The 20,275-nt window shown below is 45.4% G+C and carries 20 protein-coding genes; 8 read left to right on the top strand and 12 right to left on the bottom strand.

The features are described 5' to 3' along the window. The first annotated feature begins 143 nt into the window (after positions 1 to 143). The 6 genes from QUA90_RS22835 (at position 144) to QUA90_RS22810 (ending at position 4,251) form a co-directional block, all read left to right on the top strand. Positions 144 to 620 carry a hypothetical protein gene (locus tag QUA90_RS22835; protein WP_333447889.1) on the top strand — a complete coding sequence of 159 codons (477 nt, stop codon included), beginning with the start codon at positions 144 to 146 and terminating at the stop codon, positions 618 to 620. 105 nt (positions 621 to 725) lie between these two features. Beyond that, complete coding sequence (locus tag QUA90_RS22830; RefSeq protein ID WP_333447887.1) at positions 726 to 1,058, top strand: DUF6883 domain-containing protein; 333 nt, start codon at positions 726 to 728, stop codon at positions 1,056 to 1,058. Positions 1,059 to 1,076: 18 nt separating this feature from the next. Beyond that, entirely contained in the window at positions 1,077 to 1,325 is a 249-nt protein-coding gene (locus QUA90_RS22825; RefSeq protein ID WP_333447885.1) for a DUF4926 domain-containing protein, read from the top strand. Between the two features lie 132 nt (positions 1,326 to 1,457). Further along, positions 1,458 to 2,120, top strand: a complete 663-nt coding sequence (locus QUA90_RS22820) for a restriction endonuclease (protein WP_333447883.1) — start codon at positions 1,458 to 1,460, stop codon at positions 2,118 to 2,120. Next, a complete protein-coding gene (locus QUA90_RS22815) occupies positions 2,117 to 3,553 on the top strand; it encodes a class I SAM-dependent methyltransferase (RefSeq protein ID WP_333447881.1) in 1,437 nt (478 codons plus the stop codon). The genes QUA90_RS22820 and QUA90_RS22815 overlap by 4 nt, the downstream gene beginning before the upstream one ends. A gap of 77 nt (positions 3,554 to 3,630) precedes the next feature. After that, entirely contained in the window at positions 3,631 to 4,251 is a 621-nt protein-coding gene (locus QUA90_RS22810; protein ID WP_333447879.1) for a Uma2 family endonuclease, read from the top strand. 290 nt (positions 4,252 to 4,541) lie between these two features. Here QUA90_RS22810 and QUA90_RS22805 read toward each other — a convergent pair whose 3' ends face one another. From QUA90_RS22805 to QUA90_RS22760, 10 genes are all read right to left on the bottom strand, one after another. Next, positions 4,542 to 5,207, bottom strand: a complete 666-nt coding sequence (locus tag QUA90_RS22805; protein ID WP_333323352.1) for a Na(+)/H(+) antiporter subunit B — start codon at positions 5,205 to 5,207, stop codon at positions 4,542 to 4,544. After that, entirely contained in the window at positions 5,207 to 5,794 is a 588-nt protein-coding gene (locus tag QUA90_RS22800; RefSeq protein WP_333323350.1) for a DUF4040 domain-containing protein, read from the bottom strand. The genes QUA90_RS22805 and QUA90_RS22800 overlap by 1 nt, the downstream gene beginning before the upstream one ends. Beyond that, complete coding sequence (locus QUA90_RS22795) at positions 5,784 to 6,071, bottom strand: monovalent cation/H(+) antiporter subunit G (RefSeq protein WP_333389921.1); 288 nt, start codon at positions 6,069 to 6,071, stop codon at positions 5,784 to 5,786. Before QUA90_RS22795 ends, QUA90_RS22800 begins: the two co-directional genes overlap by 11 nt. Beyond that, positions 6,068 to 6,298, bottom strand: a complete 231-nt coding sequence (locus QUA90_RS22790; protein ID WP_190739580.1) for a hypothetical protein — start codon at positions 6,296 to 6,298, stop codon at positions 6,068 to 6,070. Before QUA90_RS22790 ends, QUA90_RS22795 begins: the two co-directional genes overlap by 4 nt. A 145-nt stretch (positions 6,299 to 6,443) precedes the next feature. Beyond that, the gene (locus QUA90_RS22785) at positions 6,444 to 6,827 is read right to left on the bottom strand and encodes a Na+/H+ antiporter subunit E (protein ID WP_333323347.1); all 384 of its coding nucleotides are present in this window, start codon (positions 6,825 to 6,827) and stop codon (positions 6,444 to 6,446) included. Further along, entirely contained in the window at positions 6,824 to 8,254 is a 1,431-nt protein-coding gene (locus QUA90_RS22780) for a cation:proton antiporter (protein WP_333447876.1), read from the bottom strand. The genes QUA90_RS22785 and QUA90_RS22780 overlap by 4 nt, the downstream gene beginning before the upstream one ends. Next, complete coding sequence (locus QUA90_RS22775; protein WP_333323344.1) at positions 8,251 to 8,586, bottom strand: cation:proton antiporter subunit C; 336 nt, start codon at positions 8,584 to 8,586, stop codon at positions 8,251 to 8,253. Before QUA90_RS22775 ends, QUA90_RS22780 begins: the two co-directional genes overlap by 4 nt. Before the next feature lie 156 nt (positions 8,587 to 8,742). After that, positions 8,743 to 8,931 (bottom strand): hypothetical protein, encoded by a 189-nt coding sequence (locus QUA90_RS22770; RefSeq protein WP_333447874.1) that lies wholly within the window; start codon positions 8,929 to 8,931, stop codon positions 8,743 to 8,745. A gap of 8 nt (positions 8,932 to 8,939) precedes the next feature. Then, positions 8,940 to 10,205 carry an ABC transporter permease gene (locus QUA90_RS22765; RefSeq protein WP_333447872.1) on the bottom strand — a complete coding sequence of 422 codons (1,266 nt, stop codon included), beginning with the start codon at positions 10,203 to 10,205 and terminating at the stop codon, positions 8,940 to 8,942. Positions 10,206 to 10,608: 403 nt separating this feature from the next. Beyond that, complete coding sequence (locus tag QUA90_RS22760) at positions 10,609 to 12,429, bottom strand: efflux RND transporter periplasmic adaptor subunit (RefSeq protein ID WP_333447870.1); 1,821 nt, start codon at positions 12,427 to 12,429, stop codon at positions 10,609 to 10,611. A 629-nt stretch (positions 12,430 to 13,058) separates the two neighbouring features. On the opposite strand from QUA90_RS22760, the gene QUA90_RS22755 reads away from it, so the two are divergent. Beyond that, positions 13,059 to 15,323 (top strand): patatin-like phospholipase family protein, encoded by a 2,265-nt coding sequence (locus QUA90_RS22755; protein WP_333447868.1) that lies wholly within the window; start codon positions 13,059 to 13,061, stop codon positions 15,321 to 15,323. Between the two features lie 356 nt (positions 15,324 to 15,679). On the opposite strand, the gene QUA90_RS22750 is transcribed toward QUA90_RS22755, so the two are convergent. Next, on the bottom strand, positions 15,680 to 16,948 hold the full coding sequence (locus tag QUA90_RS22750; protein ID WP_333447891.1) for a pitrilysin family protein: 1,269 nt from the start codon (positions 16,946 to 16,948) through the stop codon (positions 15,680 to 15,682). A 255-nt stretch (positions 16,949 to 17,203) separates the two neighbouring features. Then, complete coding sequence (locus tag QUA90_RS22745; RefSeq protein WP_333447866.1) at positions 17,204 to 18,469, bottom strand: pitrilysin family protein; 1,266 nt, start codon at positions 18,467 to 18,469, stop codon at positions 17,204 to 17,206. A 399-nt stretch (positions 18,470 to 18,868) separates the two neighbouring features. On the opposite strand from QUA90_RS22745, the gene QUA90_RS22740 reads away from it, so the two are divergent. Beyond that, positions 18,869 to 19,897: a hemerythrin domain-containing protein gene (locus QUA90_RS22740; protein ID WP_333323336.1), complete on the top strand. Its 1,029-nt coding sequence runs from the start codon at positions 18,869 to 18,871 to the stop codon at positions 19,895 to 19,897. Positions 19,898 to 20,275: the final 378 nt, after the last annotated feature.

Genomic DNA, 20,275 nt, shown 5'->3' with positions numbered 1-20,275 from the left:
CGCCCGCCTTTCTCCCCAAATTCTTTACAACTCCTCTTGGGGTGGTGCGCCGCAGGCGCACCCCCTGAACGGTTACTGAAAATCTAATTCTGGAGAAGGCAAGAATACTTCTCAAACCATACCCAGATGATGATTTAGCTTATTTGAGTATTACTCCAATTCTGAGCGCAGGTGAGGAGTGGCGCGAAAAAGCAAACAATTGGGTCACAGGTAAAGGTGTCAATAATCAAGGTCGTGTTAGGTCTGATAATATACCTTCGAGAACAGTAGACGGGCTGTTCTTTCGTTCTCAGAACGAAGTGCTTTTTTACAAAGCTCTTAAATTACTTGGGGTACCCTTTGCTCCATTACCCGTTTTCATTAGAGGTGGTGAAGAATACAAAAGAATTGAACCCGATTTTGTCATTGTTAAAAACGGTGTTGTACTGGTTGTAGAAGTAGATGGTGATACTGTACATAAAGAAACACCAGCAGCAGCACATGATAGGACAGCTATGCTTGCCCATGAGGGGGTTCATATTGAGCGAATCCGAGCCTCAGAGTGCCAAACCGCAGATCAGGCAGTTGCCTGTGCAAAGAGAATGTTGCAGGTTATTGATAAGATTAAATCTTCAAGGTAGATGACGTTGAGTCCGAAAGATTATCTGCATCCGGTGAGCTTGGCCGTTAAAGCGATCGCCGATTTCAAGATAAACTGAGGGCTGCTTATTCGTATCAGCTTTTCTATGCTCATTCCAAATGCAAAAAATGCAGTTGTTGATATTCGTAAACTTCGTGACTACTGCCTCAATCCAGAACACGACGATGGCAAACACAAAGCGCGACTTTTTTCGTCAATTCTTGGGATGACGCCTGACAATGCTGAGGAATTGCGCCAAATTTTGGTTGAAGTTATTCAAACTCACGAAGCTCAGTTAGGGAGGCGGGATGGGTTCGGGCAACGCTACACCCTAGATTTCACGATTGAATGGCAAAATAGAAGTGCAACCCTTCGGAGTGGCTGGATTATTGAGCATGATTCGGATATTCCGAGATTAACAACCTGCTATCCTCTCTAATCTCTGGAGGTAATAAGAGTGACAAAGAATACAATTAAATTACTAGATGTCGTTGCATTGACAGTTGACCTTCCTGAATACAATCTGTGGCGCGGACAAGTAGGGACTGTGGTTGAACTGTTGGCTGATGGTGCAGCGTTTGAGGTTGAATTTAGCGACCGCAACGGACGCACTTATGAATCTGTCGGGCTGTATCCAGAGCAAATCATGGTGTTATACTTTGAGCCAGCATCACCTAATATCAAACCCGAAATGGTTACAGCATAAGCGGCACAATAACTTGCGGACTTTATAAAAAATTGGATTTCAGGTTGATAAGTGAAATAGCTAATAAACCTGCGATCTTTAATGATACCGTTTAATGGGTCAGCAAATTAAATAATCTGGTGGTTCATCAAAATGACGACTCTGACCGTAGAAATTCTTTGTTCTGAGGCGGCAATATTTTCAGCAGCCGAGTCTCAACACCCAGAACCTCTGCTTTATGGCATCACAGACGGAAAGGCTGTTGGGACATATTTGGAGCAAAAGTTCAGACTCTATCTCAAGCAAAAATATGAATTTATAGATGGTAATTCAGCAAGCGGCATCGATTTCCCTGGGCTACTGGTTGACGTGAAGGTAACAAGCATTAGGCAACCGCAGTCGTCATGTCCTTTCAAATCTGCAAGGCAAAAGATTTTTGGGCTGGGATATTCACTGATTATCTTTGTTTACGAAAAGACAGACAACAGTACGATCCGAACTGCAACCCTGAATATTTTGCATACAATTTACGTGAGTGCCGAAAGAACAGCAGATTTTCAAATGACCCGTGGAATTCGTAATATTTTAGACAATGAAGGCAATAAAGATGATTTGCTTGCTTTCATGTTTGACAAAAATTTACCTGTTGACGAAATTGAAGCAGGTAACATTGCAGACGAAATACTGAGAAACCCACCAGTGCAAGGTTTTTTGACGATTTCTAATGCGTTGCAATGGCGACGTCAGTATGGAAGAGTCATTGAGCGTGCTGGACAACAGGAAGGGGTTATCGCAGTTTATCAATCTAACCGATGAGTTCCAACGATCGCAAAACCAAACTAGAATATGGGGATTTTCAGACACCGCTGGCATTAGCCGAGATGGTGTGTCGGAAATTGATAGAACTAGATGTTAACCCCAAAGTCATCATTGAGCCAACTTGCGGCATAGGTAATTTCATTAAAGCTGCTGCAAATTCGTTTCCATCCGCCAGCCATATTATCGGGGTTGAAATCAATCAAAGTTATTTAAGAGAATTAACAGCTAAGCATGAATTGTTAGAGGATGAAAGATGTGAGGTTAAGCACGGAGATTTTTTTGAATTTGACTGGACATCATTAATCAACCAATTCAATCATAGGGTGCTGGTACTTGGCAACTTTCCTTGGGTAACAAACTCACAACAAGGAACTATTGGCAGTGAAAACTTGCCGAAAAAAACTAATTTTCAAAAGCACACTGGCTTAGATGCACTAACAGGTAAAAGTAACTTCGATATATCAGAATGGATGCTGATCCATGCGATACAATGGTTGCAAAATCGTGACGCCACTCTGGCAATGCTTTGCAAGACTTCCGTGGCGAGAAAGTTATTGAGTTACATTCATTCAAAAAAACTTAATCTCGCTAGCTGTGCAACTTACAAAATAGATGCTAAAAAATATTTTGATGCAAATGTTGATGCCTGTCTGTTATTCTGCAAGTTTGACTTAAGTTCACAAAACTACTTCTGCGATGTATTTAGCAGTTTAGAAAGTTCAGATTGTCACCGAATCGGACATCACAACAATCTCCTGGTTAAAGATATAGATTCTTTCAAGAAGTTTAGTAATTTATATGCTGTAAATTTAGGAACGAAATGGCGATCGGGCGTCAAGCATGACTGCTCGAATGTGATGGAGTTTCGGAAAATTGATAATTTGTTTGTCAATGGATTTGGGGAATCTGTCGAGCTTGAGGAAACTTATCTATTTCCGCTACTTAAAGGATCGGATGTTGCTCAAAATCGCATTAATGCTACAGATCGATATATCTTAGTTACTCAAAAATTTATCGGTGAATCAACCGAAAATATCAAAACTATAGCCCCTAAAACCGGACGTTATCTAGAGAAGTGCGGGCAATATCTAGATAATCGCAAAAGCAAAATTTACCAAAATAACCCTCGCTTTTCGATTTTTGGAGTAGGCGATTATAGCTTCCAACCTTGGAAAATTGCGATTTGCGGGCTTTATAAAAAATTGGATTTTAGGTTAATCGGTGAAATAGCTAATAAACCTGCAATTTTCGATGATACTGTTTACTTTCTCAGCTTTGACAGCGAGAGAGTTGCACGTCAAACTTTTGAGCTTTTGAATTCACCGACGGCAATTAACTTTTATTCAGCACTCGTATTTTGGGATGAAAAGCGCCCGATTAAATCCAGCATTTTAAATTGTCTGAATCTAGCAAGGCTGGCAGATTCGTAATTTTTAACCGCAGATGCCCGCAGATAAACGCAGATAAATAGAGATATAATTGATATTATCGGTATTTCTGAAAACCTATGACTCAAGCTTTACCCAAACTCGTAAACTTCGAGGAATTTGTGGACTGGCTGCCTGAAAATTCGGCGGTACGCTACGAACTGCATAATGGAGATATTGTTGAGATGGCACAACCAGTAGGCGAACATGAGGAAGTTAAAGGCTTTCTTACAATCAAAGTTTCCGTTGCAATCGATCGTCTGGGGTTGCCATACAGTATCCCCAACCAAGTGATAGTTAGACCTCCTGAAAAAGATTCTGGTTATTTCCCCGATGTGTTGGTGCTAAATCGTGCAAATCTGGTAAATGAAACATTGTGGAAAAAACAATCTATCCTCAGTTGGGGTGCATCGATACCGTTGGTAATTGAGGTTGTGTCAACCAATTGGCGCGATGATTACTATTTGAAATATGCTGATTATGAGGAGATGGGTATCCCTGAATATTGGATTGTGGATTATGCTGCGTTGGGTGGACGCAATTTTATTGGCAATCCCAAACAACCGACAATTTCTGTGTGTAACTTGGTTGATGGTGAATATCAAGTCCTCAAGTTTCGAGAGAATGATCGGATTGTGTCGCAAACTTTTCCTGATTTGAACCTCACAGCAAACCAGATTTTTCAAGCTGGTTTAGTATAAGCTGATATCTTGCAGATTGGATTTTTTAACCGCAGATGCACGCAGATGAGTACACAGGAATTACTCACCAAAAGCAAAGAAACCGGGTTTTTGGAAAATTCTGCGGGTGTAACGAAGTATTTCGCAAAAAACCCGGTTTCTGACTACTCGTGGGTAAGCCTTATAAACGTAAAATATCGTTTACGGTTGTTGCTGAATGATTAAACGGCAGAGAACACAGAGGACACAGAGTCAGAGATTGAGAGAGATGAATAATTTCGATGCCAATGGATTTGAGATCGGGACATTTTTCATAGCAATCCGCGATAGCGAATAAACACCAACAGCACCGCCCACGATCCTAATGCGACTTTGACTGCAACCAGGATATTGAGCAAGGGGAGAATGCCACCGCTGAAAAGTGTGCCTAACTCTCCGTGGGGTAACTCATATCCTGACAGAGTGATAACGGACAATACAATGAAAACAAGTACCGAAACCTTCTCCAAAGTCGCGGCGTGCCAGCGCTGGTAGATTTCTTGCATCCACTGCGGTGATGAGGTAATCGCTACTAAGCCGATCGCAGTTCCCCCCGCTACACCCGCTGCAAAACCACCGCCTGGACTTAAATGCCCGCGAATTGCTAGTTCGATACCCACCAAGGCAGCAATCGTCGCTCCCAATCGCGCCAAAATAATCGATGGTTGATCGGTAAACTGATATATGGCGCAGGAGGGACTTTCATTGGCTAGCATAAAACTTGCACCTAAGATGGCGATCGTAAATACTACTACTTCAAAGATCGTGTCGTACAGCCGATTTCGCAAAATGATACCGGAAACCGCATTGGATACTCCACTATCTTGAACAACCAATTCGACGATCGAACTTTGCTGCGATAAGTCCATTGTGGGATTAGCGATTAGCAGCATTTTGACAAACAGCGCTATTCCTGATAAAAAGTAAACCCACTTCATCAATGCTTGTCCTCTGCGTCTGGTGTATTTACATAGGTTAGGGTTGTCCCTGGTGATGAAAGTTCGGTTTGCATGATGTCGTAGACACGCCGAACTCTGATTGCGGTGTTATAAAGTTGCGCTTCGCCGCTGTGTTCTAGTTGGCCTTCTGGGGAACAAGCTGCATGAACTTCTTTTTCCATCAGCGCCCGCTGCAATGCCTGTGCACTCGCATAGGGAACCAGTTCCAGGCGCATATGGCGTTTCTGAAAAACTGTGCGGATGTCATCTATCAGTTGCTTAAAATGACCTGCGGTTTTGTCATTTGGTATAGCATCGCCCTCTGTCCCCTCTTCGATTACACCCAGACGCAGCACGAGGGATGAACGCACCGTCACTGCATAAAGTGTAATCGCCAGCAGGGTGCCCATCAAGGCTTCGGTCAAGCCCACATCCCCCGCGCCTAAAATTGTATACACCAAGGCCGCGATCGCTCCCAATACCCCCCGCAGTACCAATGCGTGGTATGGATTGACCTGAAATACCACCATACCAGCAGCTAACGGTAGCAGAGCGACGAGGACATAAATGTAGCTATTATCGTTCATAGTTACTCCCTGTTTTGGAACAATAGGCCAACACATATCCCAGCATGGTGTTCCAGATTGCTAAGCAAATGATCGCCAGAATCAGCAGGGGCCATTTACTGGGTATTTGCAGCAGCAATCCGACGAGGATCGCCATCGAACCCAGCGTATCTGATACCGAAAGACTGTGCAGTTTATATAAAACCGATCGCTTCCCAAGTAGGAAAGAAGTACCCCAAAACCAGAAAAAAATCCCTATACCGATGCAGGTATAGCTCAATACATCTATTACGATCATGCTTCAGTGATACGTTTGATTATTTGTGCCAACAACATCAATCCAGCATTACCCACACTGAGGATAATCGCCGCCACCACACCGATCATCCAATCATCGCGCCAGACGGATATGACGAGAGCGATGATTGCCGCCTTGGTCGATATACTGGCAAACGCCAACATTGTCTGCCAGATATCATGATCTTTCCATACCTCGTACATGGGTATGAGCAGAGCCAAAATCATGGCAATTAAAATCAAGTTGTTCAAGTTGTTCAATTGTGTTCACTCCTGATTTTTTCTTACTTAGCTCAATCAAAATTATTCATTTCTCTCTTCTCTTCTCTGACTCTGCCTCAATAGCGGTTAAATCCTCAGAAACAAAGTTTAGCTATGTGTTTGATGTCCGTCGCACTCGGTGTACTTCGTAAAAACCCTCTTCGTGATATTTCACGACAATCGTCTTAGGAGTAAAAGTAATCAGGAAGACATCTAGGAATATCAGCAAGGGCGATCGATGGTTTGGCACTTTTTCCATGATCACATCTTCGTGTCTGTGGGGACGGAGGATGAGTTCAAACGCTTCTAAATAAGCTATAGGAATCGCCATGAAGATTTTACCCAACACCCCCAACCATTCCCTCAAAGGTTCCGGAGGTGCGTAGCTGCGCGGCAACAGGAAAGCAATGATGAAGCCGATCGCAATATTTGCCAAACTCAAATCGGCTGTCAGTAGAAACCAGATCGTCAGTCTTAATATTAGCTGTCCAATCATGTGGGTAATGCCATCCAGAATAGTAGGAGCGAAATTAAGCTCATAAAACCGACCAAATGATCGAATTCTTCAAGCATACGTGGCAGTTTGATTGCCGTGCGTTGAAAAATTAGAAAATAGGCTGACCAACCAACGCCGATGATGGCGATCGCCTTAAGCATATTTTCCAGCGTATAAGCCTGAAGATCAAAAGCATTGGCTCCAATCAGCCCAGCTAGCAACAGCAACACCGCAGGCCAAAAACCGGGTTTGGCTGCTGTTTGTCCGCCACGGGGTAGAAAGATGAATTTAGCAAAAGAGATTGCTGTTCCGACTGCTGCGACATTCATCGCGATCACTTGCCAGGAACCCAAATTCTTCACCGTCAACGCCTTTGCCCCAAAGCCAACTAACAAGGGAAAGCCAGAGATTGATAAGCTAGCTATGACTAAGGCAATCCAGATCTTGGTATCGATCGGCTTCTGTTTCAATTCTTTCAGATTACGACTCGGTAACGATCCTGCAATCAGAAACAGCGACGATTTGACCAAACCGTGGGCCAGCGCATAAAACCCACCCACGGACGGTGCAGCGAGGATAAAGCCCAACTGCGAAACCGTGTGAAAAGCCAACATCCGTTTGCTATCTTTTTCTAAAACGGCATAGAACACGCCCAGCAGCGCCGTCCCGACGCCAAAGATTTGGACGATGGGTGCCACCTCCTCCACCATCAGCGCACAGCGCACGAGGGGATATACCCCCGCTTTGACCACAATCCCTGACAGCAAAGCCGACACAGGCGTTTCTGCTTCCGAGTGAGTTAACGGTAGCCATAGCCCCGATACAAACACACCTCCCTTAACCAAGAGTCCCATAAAGATCAGAGCGATCGCCTCTGGGGGTGCTGCGCCCAAGCCGGCAAAACTAAACGAATGACTTGCCTTATAAACCAGCACGGCACCGACTAGATAAAACAGCATTGCCGTGTTGCTAATAAATAGATAGCGCAAAGCCACCCAAATCGAGCGATCGGTGCGAGGATAGGCAATCAAGAGAAACGCCGCAATGCCGCTGACCTCTAACCCCACATATAAACTGATAAAGTCACTAGAGGCAAAGGCCGCATTCAGGCTGCCGTGTACCATCAGAATTTGTGCATAAAAAAATGCCGTCTTATCTGTGGGCCAACAGTAGATAATCACCGCTGCCGTGACTAAGGCATTGGTTAAGATGAAATAGCCGCTCAAGCGATCGACTAACAACGTGACACTGAAATTATCCAGTAACTCCAGCGTCACCGCTGACGGCATAACAAAAAGCTGGAACGCATAGGCAGCGGACGCGATCGCTCCGAATATTGCGAGATACTTGTCAAGCTTCGGAATCAAATAAATAGTAAACCCGACAAAAAACGGGAGTCCAATCCAGGCTAGCGTCAGGGTATTCATGGGGTATTATTCATCTCGATTTCGTTACTTTCTAATGTCGGATTATCTCGTGCCAGCTTCATCACACTGACCAGCATTAAAGCCTGAATCGAAAAGCCGATCACGATCGCCGTTAAGATCACCGCCTGGGGAACCGGATCGGCGTAATCGACGTTTTTGCCCTTTGAAATAATTGGTGTCAGCCAGCCTTCTCGCGATGCCACCACCACGTAATAGGCTATAACCCCTGTACTCATGACATCCATACAGACGATTTTCATGATCAGGTTCTTTTTGAAGATGATACCAAAAAATCCGCAAAATACTGTCGCCAATACCAATGCTTCTAACATGGAAATTGCCTGTTGGATAAGGGGTTTTTGTTATTATATTTGAAGAGACGTATATTATTTCTAATGAGACTTAGACATTTTCTAGCTGCTCAAAGACCTGAAAAGCTGTCTAGGTAAGGCAAAGAGTTTGATGCCCTGTCAGAGCTGAAACCCTTGTCAGCTCTGAACCGATCCCAATTCAACCTCAAACCCTTTACCTGTCAGCGTTTGCAGCCATTGTTGACGTGATTTTTGTTTAAGTCCCGTTAACGAATCTGTGGCCGACAACGAAGTCCGATCGTCCATCAAACCCGGTTTCAGACCACCCGTGCGTCCAGAAGTGTTCAATTTCACTGGGGCGAACATCACTAAGTTCAATCATTCCGCAAGGCTGCGATCGGATCTAAGCGAGCCGCATTCCGAGCCGGCAATACTCCCGCCAATAAGCCTACAGTAAAAGATAGCCCAAAACCCGCCGCGATCGACCATACAGAAACCACAAACGGAAATTTGAACGCTGTCGAGGCCCCAAAGGCGATCGCAATTCCCAACCCAATACCCGCCGTTCCCCCCACCGTGGAAACTAAAATAGATTCGGCCATAAATTGAATGAGAATTGCTGCATTAGTAGCGCCTACCGCTTTGCGAATCCCGATTTCCTTAGTGCGTTCCACAACAGACACCAACATAATATTAGCAATACCGATGCCGCCAACCACCAAAGAAATTCCGGCGATCGCTCCCACCATAACGGTAAATAAACCGATCACATTGCTAAAAGTATTAACTATTTCAGCTTGATTGACAACTCGAAAATCATCCGGTTGTGGCGGATAAATATTGTGGCGCAAGCGCATGATATTTTCCACTTGAAATTGAGCATCTGCTAAATCAGCTTCTGCCGCAGTTTCCAACCAAAAACCCGATATTGCAATCCCCGCTAAAGAATTTCTCCCCACAATCCGCGAAGACATATTTTTGAGGGGAATATACACTCGATCGTCCTGATCAGTTCCCCCTACAGACCCCTTAGTTTCCATCACTCCAATGACCTTGTAGCGGTTTCCCTGAATACGAATATCGGAGGATAGCGCATTAGCTCCGGCTCCAAAAAGTTCGTCTCGCACCTTAGAACCGAGGACAACTACAGGCTCAGCAGCATTCAATTCATCCTCGTTAAAAAACCGTCCTTCTTGGGGTTGAATGTTCTTCACATCGGGATAGTTTAAATCCGTCCCCAAAATCGAAGTAAATGAATTTTGTCCGCCGTAAACGACTTGCACTTGTCGCTGCAAATAAGCCGAAATTGCCTTAACTGCAGGAGCTTGTTTGCCGATCGCCTTAGCGTCATCCCAAGTCAGGGTACTAGCAGAACCGCTTCCCTGACTGACACCGCCCGATCGCGAAGCACCGGATAAAACTAACAGCACATTTGTACCCAAAGCTTTTAACTGTTCTTCAGTTGATTTTTGCACTCCCTGTCCCACCGAAGTAATAGCAATTACCGAAGATATCCCAATAATTACGCCCAGCATAGTTAAACTGGTACGCAACTTATTATTCCACAGCGCCTCTGTCGCCATGAACGCAATTTGAACGTTAGAGATTTTGTTGGTGCGGGGGCGAGTCTGTAATTTCATGTTGTTTGTTATTTATTATTTATTATTTGGTGGTAACTTCTAAGAATTATGCCTAAATTAGTCCCTAATTTATCACCTGACGATGCAACCGGAAACGATATGATTTGTGGCACGACTCGCCGGGAGTTGAAACCCCCGTCTCATAGCTAAAGTCGGTTGAAACCGACTGAAAATTCGTCTGATGATGCAGCCGGAAACGATATGATTTGTGGCACGATCCGCCGGGGGTTTCAACCCCCGTCTCATAGCTAAAGTCGGTTGAAACCGACTGAAAATTCGTCTGAAACTGATGTAGATCAACTAACTCTTCAGTCCTCTTTCAGAGGACTTTCGCTATGAGACAGGGATTTCAATCCCTGGCGGACTCTACGACGAACCAACTAGCCCCGACTGCGCGGACTAACTAACGCAAGCGCGTTCCCCCACCCGGTTGCAAACCCGGAATCCCGCCCGGCGATGGATTTTGGGATCTAGGCCGCAATCCCGGAGGGAAACTAAGCAGCACTTTTTCATTTCCTTTCAAACCCGATCGCACTTCCGTCTTATCATCCACCGTCATACCAGTCTTAATCGGCATAAAAGCAGGTTTACCATCTTCTCCACCCGCAACAAAAACCCCCGTTTCCCTTTGTTGGCGGACAATTGCCGCAGTCGGAACTACCAAAACATTTTTAAGTTCACCAGCCTTAAACTCAACATTCACATTCATGCCCGATCGCAGGATTTGTTTATCATCATTAATAATTGCCGCTTTTACCTCAAAACTTGTCACATTTTGCTGGACGATCGACTGAGGCGAAATTTGACTGATTTTACCTACAAAAGTCTTTCCCGCAAAAGCATCAGCTTGAATAGACGCAGCCTGGCCGATCCGAATCTGAGAAATATTTGTTTCTGCGACGTTTGCTACTAATTGATTTTTGGAAGCTAAGGACAAAATCGAAGAAGAAGTCGCCGAAGAAACCGCACTACCTGCCGTAGTGGGAGTCACAAAAGCGCCCGGATCGGCGTACTTGCGGGTAACAGTGCCGGTGAAAGGAGCCCGCAGTACAGTGTCGTTAACCTGCGCTTGAACGCTTTGCAGGCTGCCTCTAGCGGCGAGAACTTGAGCGCGGGCTTGGGCGATGTCTTCCGGGCGAGAACCGGCTTCTAGTAGCGCCAAAGCTTGCTGTTTTTGCTCGACGGCGGCCTGCCCCCCAGCGATGTCTTCCGGGCGTGCGCCCGATCGCGCCAGGGCCAAAGCTTGCCGTTTTTGCTCCACAGCGGCCCGCCCCGCAGCGATTTCTTCCGGGCGTGCCCCCGATCGCGCCAGGGTCAAAGCTTGCCGTTTTTGCTCCACAGCAGCCCGCGCAGAAGCGATTTCTTCGGGGCGAGCACCCGCTTGCAGCAAAGCTACAGCTTGTTCGGCTTGCCTGACTTGCGTTTGAGATCGATCGCGCGCGGTGCGGGAGTTGTTGACAACTTGCAAAGCAATGGCTCCGGCATTATAGAGTTCCTGATTTCTCTGAAAGTCTTCCTCAGCTTGGTTTTTGGCGTATTCGGCATCTCTGAGTTGGGCGATCGCTTGTGCGATGTCTTCAGGGCGATTGCCCTTAAGCAATTTTTGTAAATTTGCCTGTTGTTCAGCTAGTTGTGCCTCAGCTACGGCAATATCTTGGGTTCGATTGCCGTTGAGCAATTTTTGCAAGGTTGCCTGTTGTTCTGCTAACGCTGCCTCAGCTACAGCAATGTCTTGGGTGCGATTGCCGTTGACCAATTTTTCCAGACTTGCCTGTTGTTCTGTTAACACTGCCTTAGCCACAGCAATATCCTGCGATCGAGTGCCGTTGACCAATTTTTCCAGGTTTGCTTCTGCGGCTGCGAGTTGTCCGCGAGTTTGGGTAAGTTGGCCTTGGAGGTTGGAGTCATCCATGTAGGCGAGAATCTGCCCTTGTTCAACCTTATCTCCTTCCTTGACAAGCAAACTTTTGAGCATTCCTGAAGTTTTGGGGCTGACGTTAACGGAACGTTCGGGCACAATTGTGCCGTTTGCCGAAATTGTAATCGGCAGGTTCACCCTTTCGACAGCAACGGTTTTTTCCCTGCCTCTGGTTTCGCGGCTGGATTTGACTGTTAACTGGCTGTAAGCTGTGTAGCCGACTCCTGCAAGCAGGGATGTGGCCAGGAGTCCGCTAAGCCACGGAGTCAGCTCTTTTTTAATCTGAAAGTGCTTTACTAAGTACATATAAATTAGACCGATCGGGCGTCTGTTCAATTTAGACCCATCGGGAACCGAAAACGTTCAATTTAAGTCTCATCGAGTTTTTGCGTTTGTGGTGGCGCCAAGTCACTCACAGTCCTGGACGACTTAAACATGACTCTAGAGAAAGAACCTCACGCTAAAATTTATCCCACCTTTGGCACCAGCGAGCGTGTCACACCACGACTTTTGGGATGAGTGAGCATTTTGGGCTGGCGATCGCGAAGCATAAATAATTGTTAACAATACTTCGGACAGTTTTTGATTGCCAACCGTAGAATAAGGGTTTCAAGGCGATTCGGCGATCGAACTACCAACGGAAAATCGAGGGTTTCAGCCTAAGAACTAAAAACAGTCCGGACTATTGAAGCGATCGAGGTATAACAAATCATTGGAGCGGACAAACACCTATGATTTTAGTCAAGCTGAAGTTATCGGTGAGCGCAAAGCATAAATAATTGTTAAGCGATCGATGCCTAAAGAATCATTGGATCTGACAAACTCGCAATATTTGAGGTTTGAGTCAGAGGCGATCGTTTTCCGCTCAATTTAGGCGTTAGGTTGCAGTTATTTCAAGATACAGATGTTCCCTTAAAGTCATTGGGTAGTGATATATGGCTGAAATTAATAACAGAAATAAATTAAGTCAAAAATTTTCTAATTGCTTTGAAAACCAGCTTAAACCCATCGTGCAGTTCTTGATATATTTAAGAGTGCCTCTGACAGTTGCAATCGCAGCTTGGTATTTTTTTACCCAGATCGATCAAACCATTGAGGTCTATCGTGTAATTGCTTTCGATAAGAATGTATCTCAGGCAGTTTTTTCTACAGTATTTGTTGTTTTGCTTTCACTTGGTGTGTGGTTCGCGGCACGTTTACATGAGAAATGCTATGAAGCTCGTCTTCCTGAATTCTACAAGCCAAAATTCGATTGCTTCTACAAAAATGCACCTCGTTTGCTAGGTGCTATACCACTGGGTAGCCTTGCTTATGGCAATTGGGCTACCCAAAACACATTGCATAACTTATCAGATCCTACTCCCAAAAATTTTTTGCTAGTGTGGATGTTTAGCAATATAGTTTTATTAGTAATTTTATCTTATTTAATAATAAAACGTATTGAAATTTTAAAAGACTCAAAGTGCCTAGGTTCCTTTGCCTCTAATAAGAAGGGGGAAGGTTTATTTGGGCAAAAATTTGAAAATATCTTTGTTAATCTAGCCGGCTTTGTTTTTATTGTTTTATCTTTGCCTATGATCGTGGCAGCAAAAGATTCACAGTTGTCTTTTGGTTTAGTTGCGGTTTTTCTGTTGCTCGTATTTTTTAATGTGGCGCTGTTTTCTTGGCAACACACGGTAAAATCACGAATTACAGTTGTTAGGACTTGTTCAATTTCTCTGCTGGCCTCCCTCGCATTAGGGTTGATATTGCCTCCAACATTTCTTCCAGATCGGCTGGGTTCAATTAGTGTGGTGGCAATATCATTGGCGATTGTGGTGGTTGTTTTTTCAACAATTTACGACTGGGGTCTGCAAACCAAAATACCTGGGATTACGATTCTCATCGTGTTGATTGTTGTTTCTAGCAATTTTAATTTTAATGACAATCATCGCTTTCGACAGTTTAGCAAACCCGAAAAGTCAGTCCTTCCAGCTTTAGAATCTAGTTTTCAGCAATGGTTAGCTAATCGCCCCGATCTCGATCAATTCTCAAATAAACCCTATCCTGTCTATATCGCTGCGGCTCAAGGTGGGGGTATCTATGCCGCTTATCATGCAGCGACAGCCTTCACAAAGGTAACAGAATATTTTCCAAGTTTTCCTCAGCATATATTTGCAATCAGTAGTGTTTCTGGCGGTAGCTTGGGGGCTTCTGCCTTTTCAAGTTTGGTGAAATTTGGTGGAATTAGTGGTAAATCCCTTAGCCAAACGGCTAGCAAACTGTTTAGCAGTGACTTGCTTACGCCCCTCCTAACGATGGGGCTATTCCCTGACCTGATTCAACGATTTATCTTTTTCCCAATATACGATTGGGATCGGGGAAGAGGTCTGGAAGTTGCGTTTGAAAAAGCTTGGGATAAGCTGTCTCTTCCAAATCAAGATAATCCCTTGCGGCAGTCTTTTTACCAACACTGGCAGCCCCAGGGCATCGCCCCTGCACTGGTTCTCAACACAACTGTTGTCGAAACTGGCGATCGCCTGGTGATCAGCCCCTTTCAGATTAACTTGCCCAACAAAGAAAATATTGCCATTGATGAACCCGATCTAGATTTGAAACTGAGTACAGCGGCTGGCCTCAGTGCTCGTTTTCCCTACTTCACCCCTGTAGGGTGGTACCAACGCAGTAAGGACAAAAGTAAATTGCATTTGGCTGATGGCGGTTATTTTGATAATTCTGGTATTCCTACTGCTTTGGACATTGGACGCAGCTTACAGCGACTTAAGGGTTACGGAACAACCTTTGAAATTGTCTACCTATCCTTAATTGATGGGCAATTTAACGAGCCTACAACTCAACTCAAGAGAGAAGGACTGAACGAGGCTTTATCGCCAGTTCGTGCCTTGTTTAGTGCGCGCAAGTCCCGCAGCCGCAGTGCTGTTGAGTTGTCTACATTCACGGTCAATGATGGGATTGATGATCCACTCAAATATAAATTCAGAACCTTGTTCCTGAAAAAGTCAGGTGATGGCGTTAAGTTGCCTCTGGGTTGGCTCATCTCTAAGCACTCAAGGGACTTTATCGATCAGCAGACACCTGACCCCAAAGCAAGACCCTGTGATATCAAAAAATTCCGACAAGCCATTGCAAACGGTCGGGTGGTTATGGATGACAATCATAACCTTTGTGTGATCACATCGATTGGCAACGATTTGAGTTAGATTAAGCTAATGTCTAGCCATCTACACCTACTGTCTATTTAGCAAAGGCGGAGCGTGGAATCCTTAAGCTAACGGCGCAACCTAACAATTCGGTTGGAGTGGATTGTTGAAAGTTGCTGGTGGTGCTACGAGTGTTATTTGCAACAGCTCAACCGGAACTTTATACTACCAGCGAAAAGTCCGTTGAGCTTGTCGGTGTCAGTTCTAGATAAGGCAAGCAATAATAGTTGGCTTTGTTGTTAAGTTTGGAAAGGTTAAAAGCGATCGCAAAACACAAATAATTGTTAAGCAAAAAGTCTTTTTGTCTGCGATCGCATCGATCGAACTTTTCAAAAGTTCGATCGCCAATTGCCTACTCAACAAACAGCCACTACACCCAACTCTGTAATCGCCGCCTCCGGGCCCACCAAAGAAACATAGGGTTCTACAAAATATTTCTTAGCAGCATCCCGCGCTTCTGAAGCTGTCACCTGTGCAATTTCTTCTTGAAATTGCTGGTCAAATTTAATTCCCAATCCCAAAATTTCGTACCAACCTAAAACTTGGGCAATTTGCGAATTAGTTTGTTTTCCTAAAGCATATTGACCGAGCATTTTATTCTTGCAAGCTTGCAATTCTTCCTCGCTTAGTTCGGTGTTGGCGAGTCGATCGACTTCTGCGCGCAATCCTTCAAAAGCAGTCGCCGTATTTTCCGGCGCCGTACCCATGTACACGACAAACTGAGCCGTGTCCAAGCGCGTCGCATAGACCGCAGAAACGTCGTAAGCCAAGCCCCGCTTTTCCCGCAATTCCACAAACAACCGGCTCGACAAACCGTTACCCAAATAAGTATTCAGCAACTTAATCGCTGCGTAGTCGGGATTTTTGACAGAGGGTGCGAGGTAGCCCAGCATAATCACTGATTGCTGGGTATCTTGCGCCGTAACGACCGATTGAGGGGAGGGGTAGAGAGGGGGGACGGTTAAAGTTGGCAGGGGTGTTAAAGGCGCTTTCCAGTCCCCAAAAGTTCGATCGATCAGGGCGATCGCATCTTCGGTGGATATTCTGCCGGCTACCGAAATAACTACATTATCGGGACGGAAATAGGTTTTGTGGAACTGTTCGAGCTCGTTTCTGGTGAGCTTTGACATGGTAGCTTCCGTGCCCAAGGGAGAAAAAGCATAGGGGTGTTCCTGGTACATAGCGTGCCGCAATTGCTCGAAGGCGATCGCAAATGGCTGTTCTTGTTGCGATCGAATTGCCGATATGGCAATGCGGCGTTCAAGTTCGACTTCAGCTTCCGGGAAATTGGGCGATCGGGTCAATTGCGCCGCTAACTCCAAAATCTCCTCAAAATCCGCAGAAACCGTCTTCAAACTCACTAAAAAATAGTCTGTAGTAGAGTCGGCACTCAACCTCGCTCCCACCGATTCTACACGCTCGGCAATTTCCAGCGAAGACAGTTGATCGGTTCCCTTAGTCATTACCGCCGACAGCAAGTGACACAATCCTGCTTGTTCCGGCTGCACGTAGCGACTGCCGGCCCGCAGGAATATCCTAGCTGCAATAATATCTGCTGCTGGATTTTCTGCTGCTAAGACAACAATACCGTTGTCTAAAACCGTGCGCTGGATTTCATTTTTCATTGAATTCTTTGTTAACTGTTGACTGTTGACTGTTGGCTGTTCGCTATTGGCTGTTGACTGTTCGCTGTTGATTGTTGACCACAGTAACAGATACATTTAACCCGGTAAATCTAGGAATCCACCTAAATCTACTTTGTATGACATATGCTTAATATGCTTAAAACGATGATGACTTAATGTAACCATCGCTCTTGCTATTTTAGCTGCAAGTCTTCTCTTACCTTTTTTCAATTAATCGTCAACCGTCAACCGTTATTAGATTGGTTTGAGTACCACGGCTGTATAGCGGCGGGGAGAAAGATATTGTTGAGCTAGGCGCTGAAGGTCTAATGGGCCAAATGCTTTAATCCTGGTGGGATAGCTAAGCGCTAATTCTGCAGTGGCGATCGTATTGTAATATCCGTAAAGACCGGCTAACTGTCCCGGCGTTTCGAGCGAGAAAGCAAAATCGTTGCACAGCAAACGCTTACAGCGAAGCAATTCTACCTCGGAAACCGGCTCAGACTGCAATTCCCAAAGTCGATCACAAATCCGAGATTCCACCTCTTCAATATCCTTCGCGTCCAAGACTGCACTGATAGTAAATAAACTCGATTCCCGTTGCAACGAGAAAGTGCTCTCGATCGCCTCTACCAATTGTAATTCTTCCCGCAGTTCCCTGACTAAACGCGAAGTCCGCCCGTCTGCAAGCAACACCGACAGCAAATCCAAGCCGCAAGCACTTTGCAAGTGTTCAACTCCCGGGCCCGTCCAGGCCATCATCAGCCGCGCTTGTTCCAATCGGGGGAGACTGAGTTCCTGACGGCGAATTTCTATCAGTGGCGGTTCCGCCTCTGCGGTTAATTTGGGACAATCCCACCGATCCGAAAACTGCTCGAATGCTTTCTCCGTAACATCTCTGGCCTGTTGTTCATCAATTCCCCCGACTACCACCACAGTCATATTTTCCGGCTGATAGTGCGATCGGTGGAAACAGCGCATTTCGTGGGGAGTTCGCGACATCAGCAGTTCTTCCGTGCCGAGTACCGATCGCCTGTAGGGATGCCGCTGGTAAACTGTTTCCATCATGGCTTGGAAACCGAGCCAATCTGGATTGTCTTGAGCTTGGCGGATTTCTTCGAGCACAACATCTCGCTCGCGATCGAATTCCTGATCCGGAATCGAAGCCCGCAGCAGCAATTCTGCCAGTGGCTGCGCTGTTTCTGCTAAATAATCGGCCGCAGCGTTGACGAAAAAATGGGCGTAGTCGTGACTTGTAGCTGCGTTGGCGACACCGCCGCGATTTTCGATTACTTGGTCAAATTCTCCAGGGGCGATCGAATCCGTCCCTTTAAATATCATGTGTTCTAAAAAATGAGCCATTCCTGACCAAGAATCCGGCTCCAGCGTAGCGCCAGCCCTCACCCACACGTCTAGCGCGACCACCGGTGTGGCCGAAATCCGCTGGTGAATGACCGTTAACCCATTATTCAGCTTCCAGACATTGGCTGGGAACTCTAAAGCAGTGAGCAGTTGAGACAAGCTAGTTATTCTTAAACTTTAGTTAACTTCGGCTGCAACTATGGTAGCGCTTTACAGCTCTGCGATCGGGATTAATTGATACAAAAGTCAGTTGTCAGTGGGCAGTGGGCAGTGGGCAGTTGGCAGTTGGCAGTGGACAGTGGGCAGTTATCAGTGGGCAGTTGTCACTTGGTAGTTGTCACTTAATAGTTGTCAGTGGTCAGTTGGCAGTTATTAAGGGTAATTTTTGCTTTTTTAAAAAACGACCTTAGCCTTAATTAACTATCATTTCTTGGTTTAAAAGTCAATAGGTTGCGCGGGATATTAATGAATCAGTCGGGAGAAAGAGGATGTTATCAGAATATATCAATAAATTAAGAGATGTAAGAACACTAAAGACATTGAGAGGAGAAACGACAGATGGTAGCTACCCTAGAAGATACCAAGCGCCAAGCGATCGCGATGAAATTAGCAGACATGAAAGCGCTGCAAAACCTGTTGATCGCCAACGAGCAATTGTTCATCAATTCCTGCAACGACTCCGAACTAGCCCAGCGCTTCCGGGATATGCTCGAAGACGATCGCAAAAACTTGGGCGTATTAGAAACTACGATCGTGCAATACGGCATTCAAGCCGAACCCAAAGAAACCAGCACAAAAATGATTGAAGAAGTTCAGAAACTCATGCAAGGTTCTGAACTCACATTGTTTGAAAAAGTCGCTCAGCACGAACTGCTCAAACACAAACAAACAATGGCTGGTTTGTTAATTCACAAAGCTGCTCAAGTAGTCGGCGCCGACATCGAAGCTGCTATTACCCCCCTCAACACAGTTAACTTTGAAAACCGCGCTCACCAAGAACAACTCAAAGGAGTTCTGGAAATTTTAGGAGTACGCGAACTGACCGGCAAAGACCCCGACCAAGGCGTTTGGGCCCGCGTACAAGATGCAATGGCAGCAATGACCGGCATCATCGGCGGTGCAGTTACCCGCACCAAAGATGAGATGAACATCACCGAAATCATCTCAATGGATCACCGCAAAGCCGATACCCTATTTATGGAAATCGCAAGCACCGACGATCCTCAAAAACTACAAGAATTCTTCGGTCAACTTTACAAAGACCTCAGCGTTCACGCCGAAGCCGAAGAACAAGTTGTTTACCCAGCAATTCGCAGCTACTACAGCAACACTCAAGAACTCTACGACGAGCAAGCAGAAATGAAGCAAATGCTCGCCAAGATTAAGTCAATGAGCCCGAGTTCTCCTGAGTTCAAAGCCCAAATCAAACAGCTCCAAACAGCGGTTCAGGATCACGTAAAAGAAGAAGAAAACGATATGTTCCCTCAAATTCGCCGCAACCTGAGCGAAGCACAAATGGAACAAATGGCTACTCAATTCAAAGCAGCCAAAAGCACGATGCAGCAAGAAATGGCTAACATGAGCTAATTCCGCAGCGAGCTAATTGTAGCTCTAGCTGGGTTCAAAACTAGCTAAACTGCAACCTATCAATCCCGCTACCCACGTAGCGGGATGACTGTTTTGTATAAACGTCACCAATGTTCACAAACTAATATCAAATCTGTTTTAGCAATGCTTGCAGGAGTCGTAAATTTTTTACCCCACCCCAACCCTCCCCGATGCCTTGGGGAGGGAGTAAGAAATTCACAAATGATTTAGGACTGCTATAGCATCGGAATTATTTATCTATCTATTCTCGACCTCTGCGTGAATCAGCGTCAATCCCTTGTCATCTGCGGTTCAGCAATTCTTTTTTTTTGCCGCAGATGAGGGCATATCAACACAGATTAACGCAGATTAATTGTA

The sequence above is a fragment of the Microcoleus sp. D3_18_C4 genome (assembly GCF_036702355.1).
GTDB lineage: Bacteria > Cyanobacteriota > Cyanobacteriia > Cyanobacteriales > Microcoleaceae > Microcoleus.
This window is presented reverse-complemented; position numbering and strand designations above follow the sequence as displayed.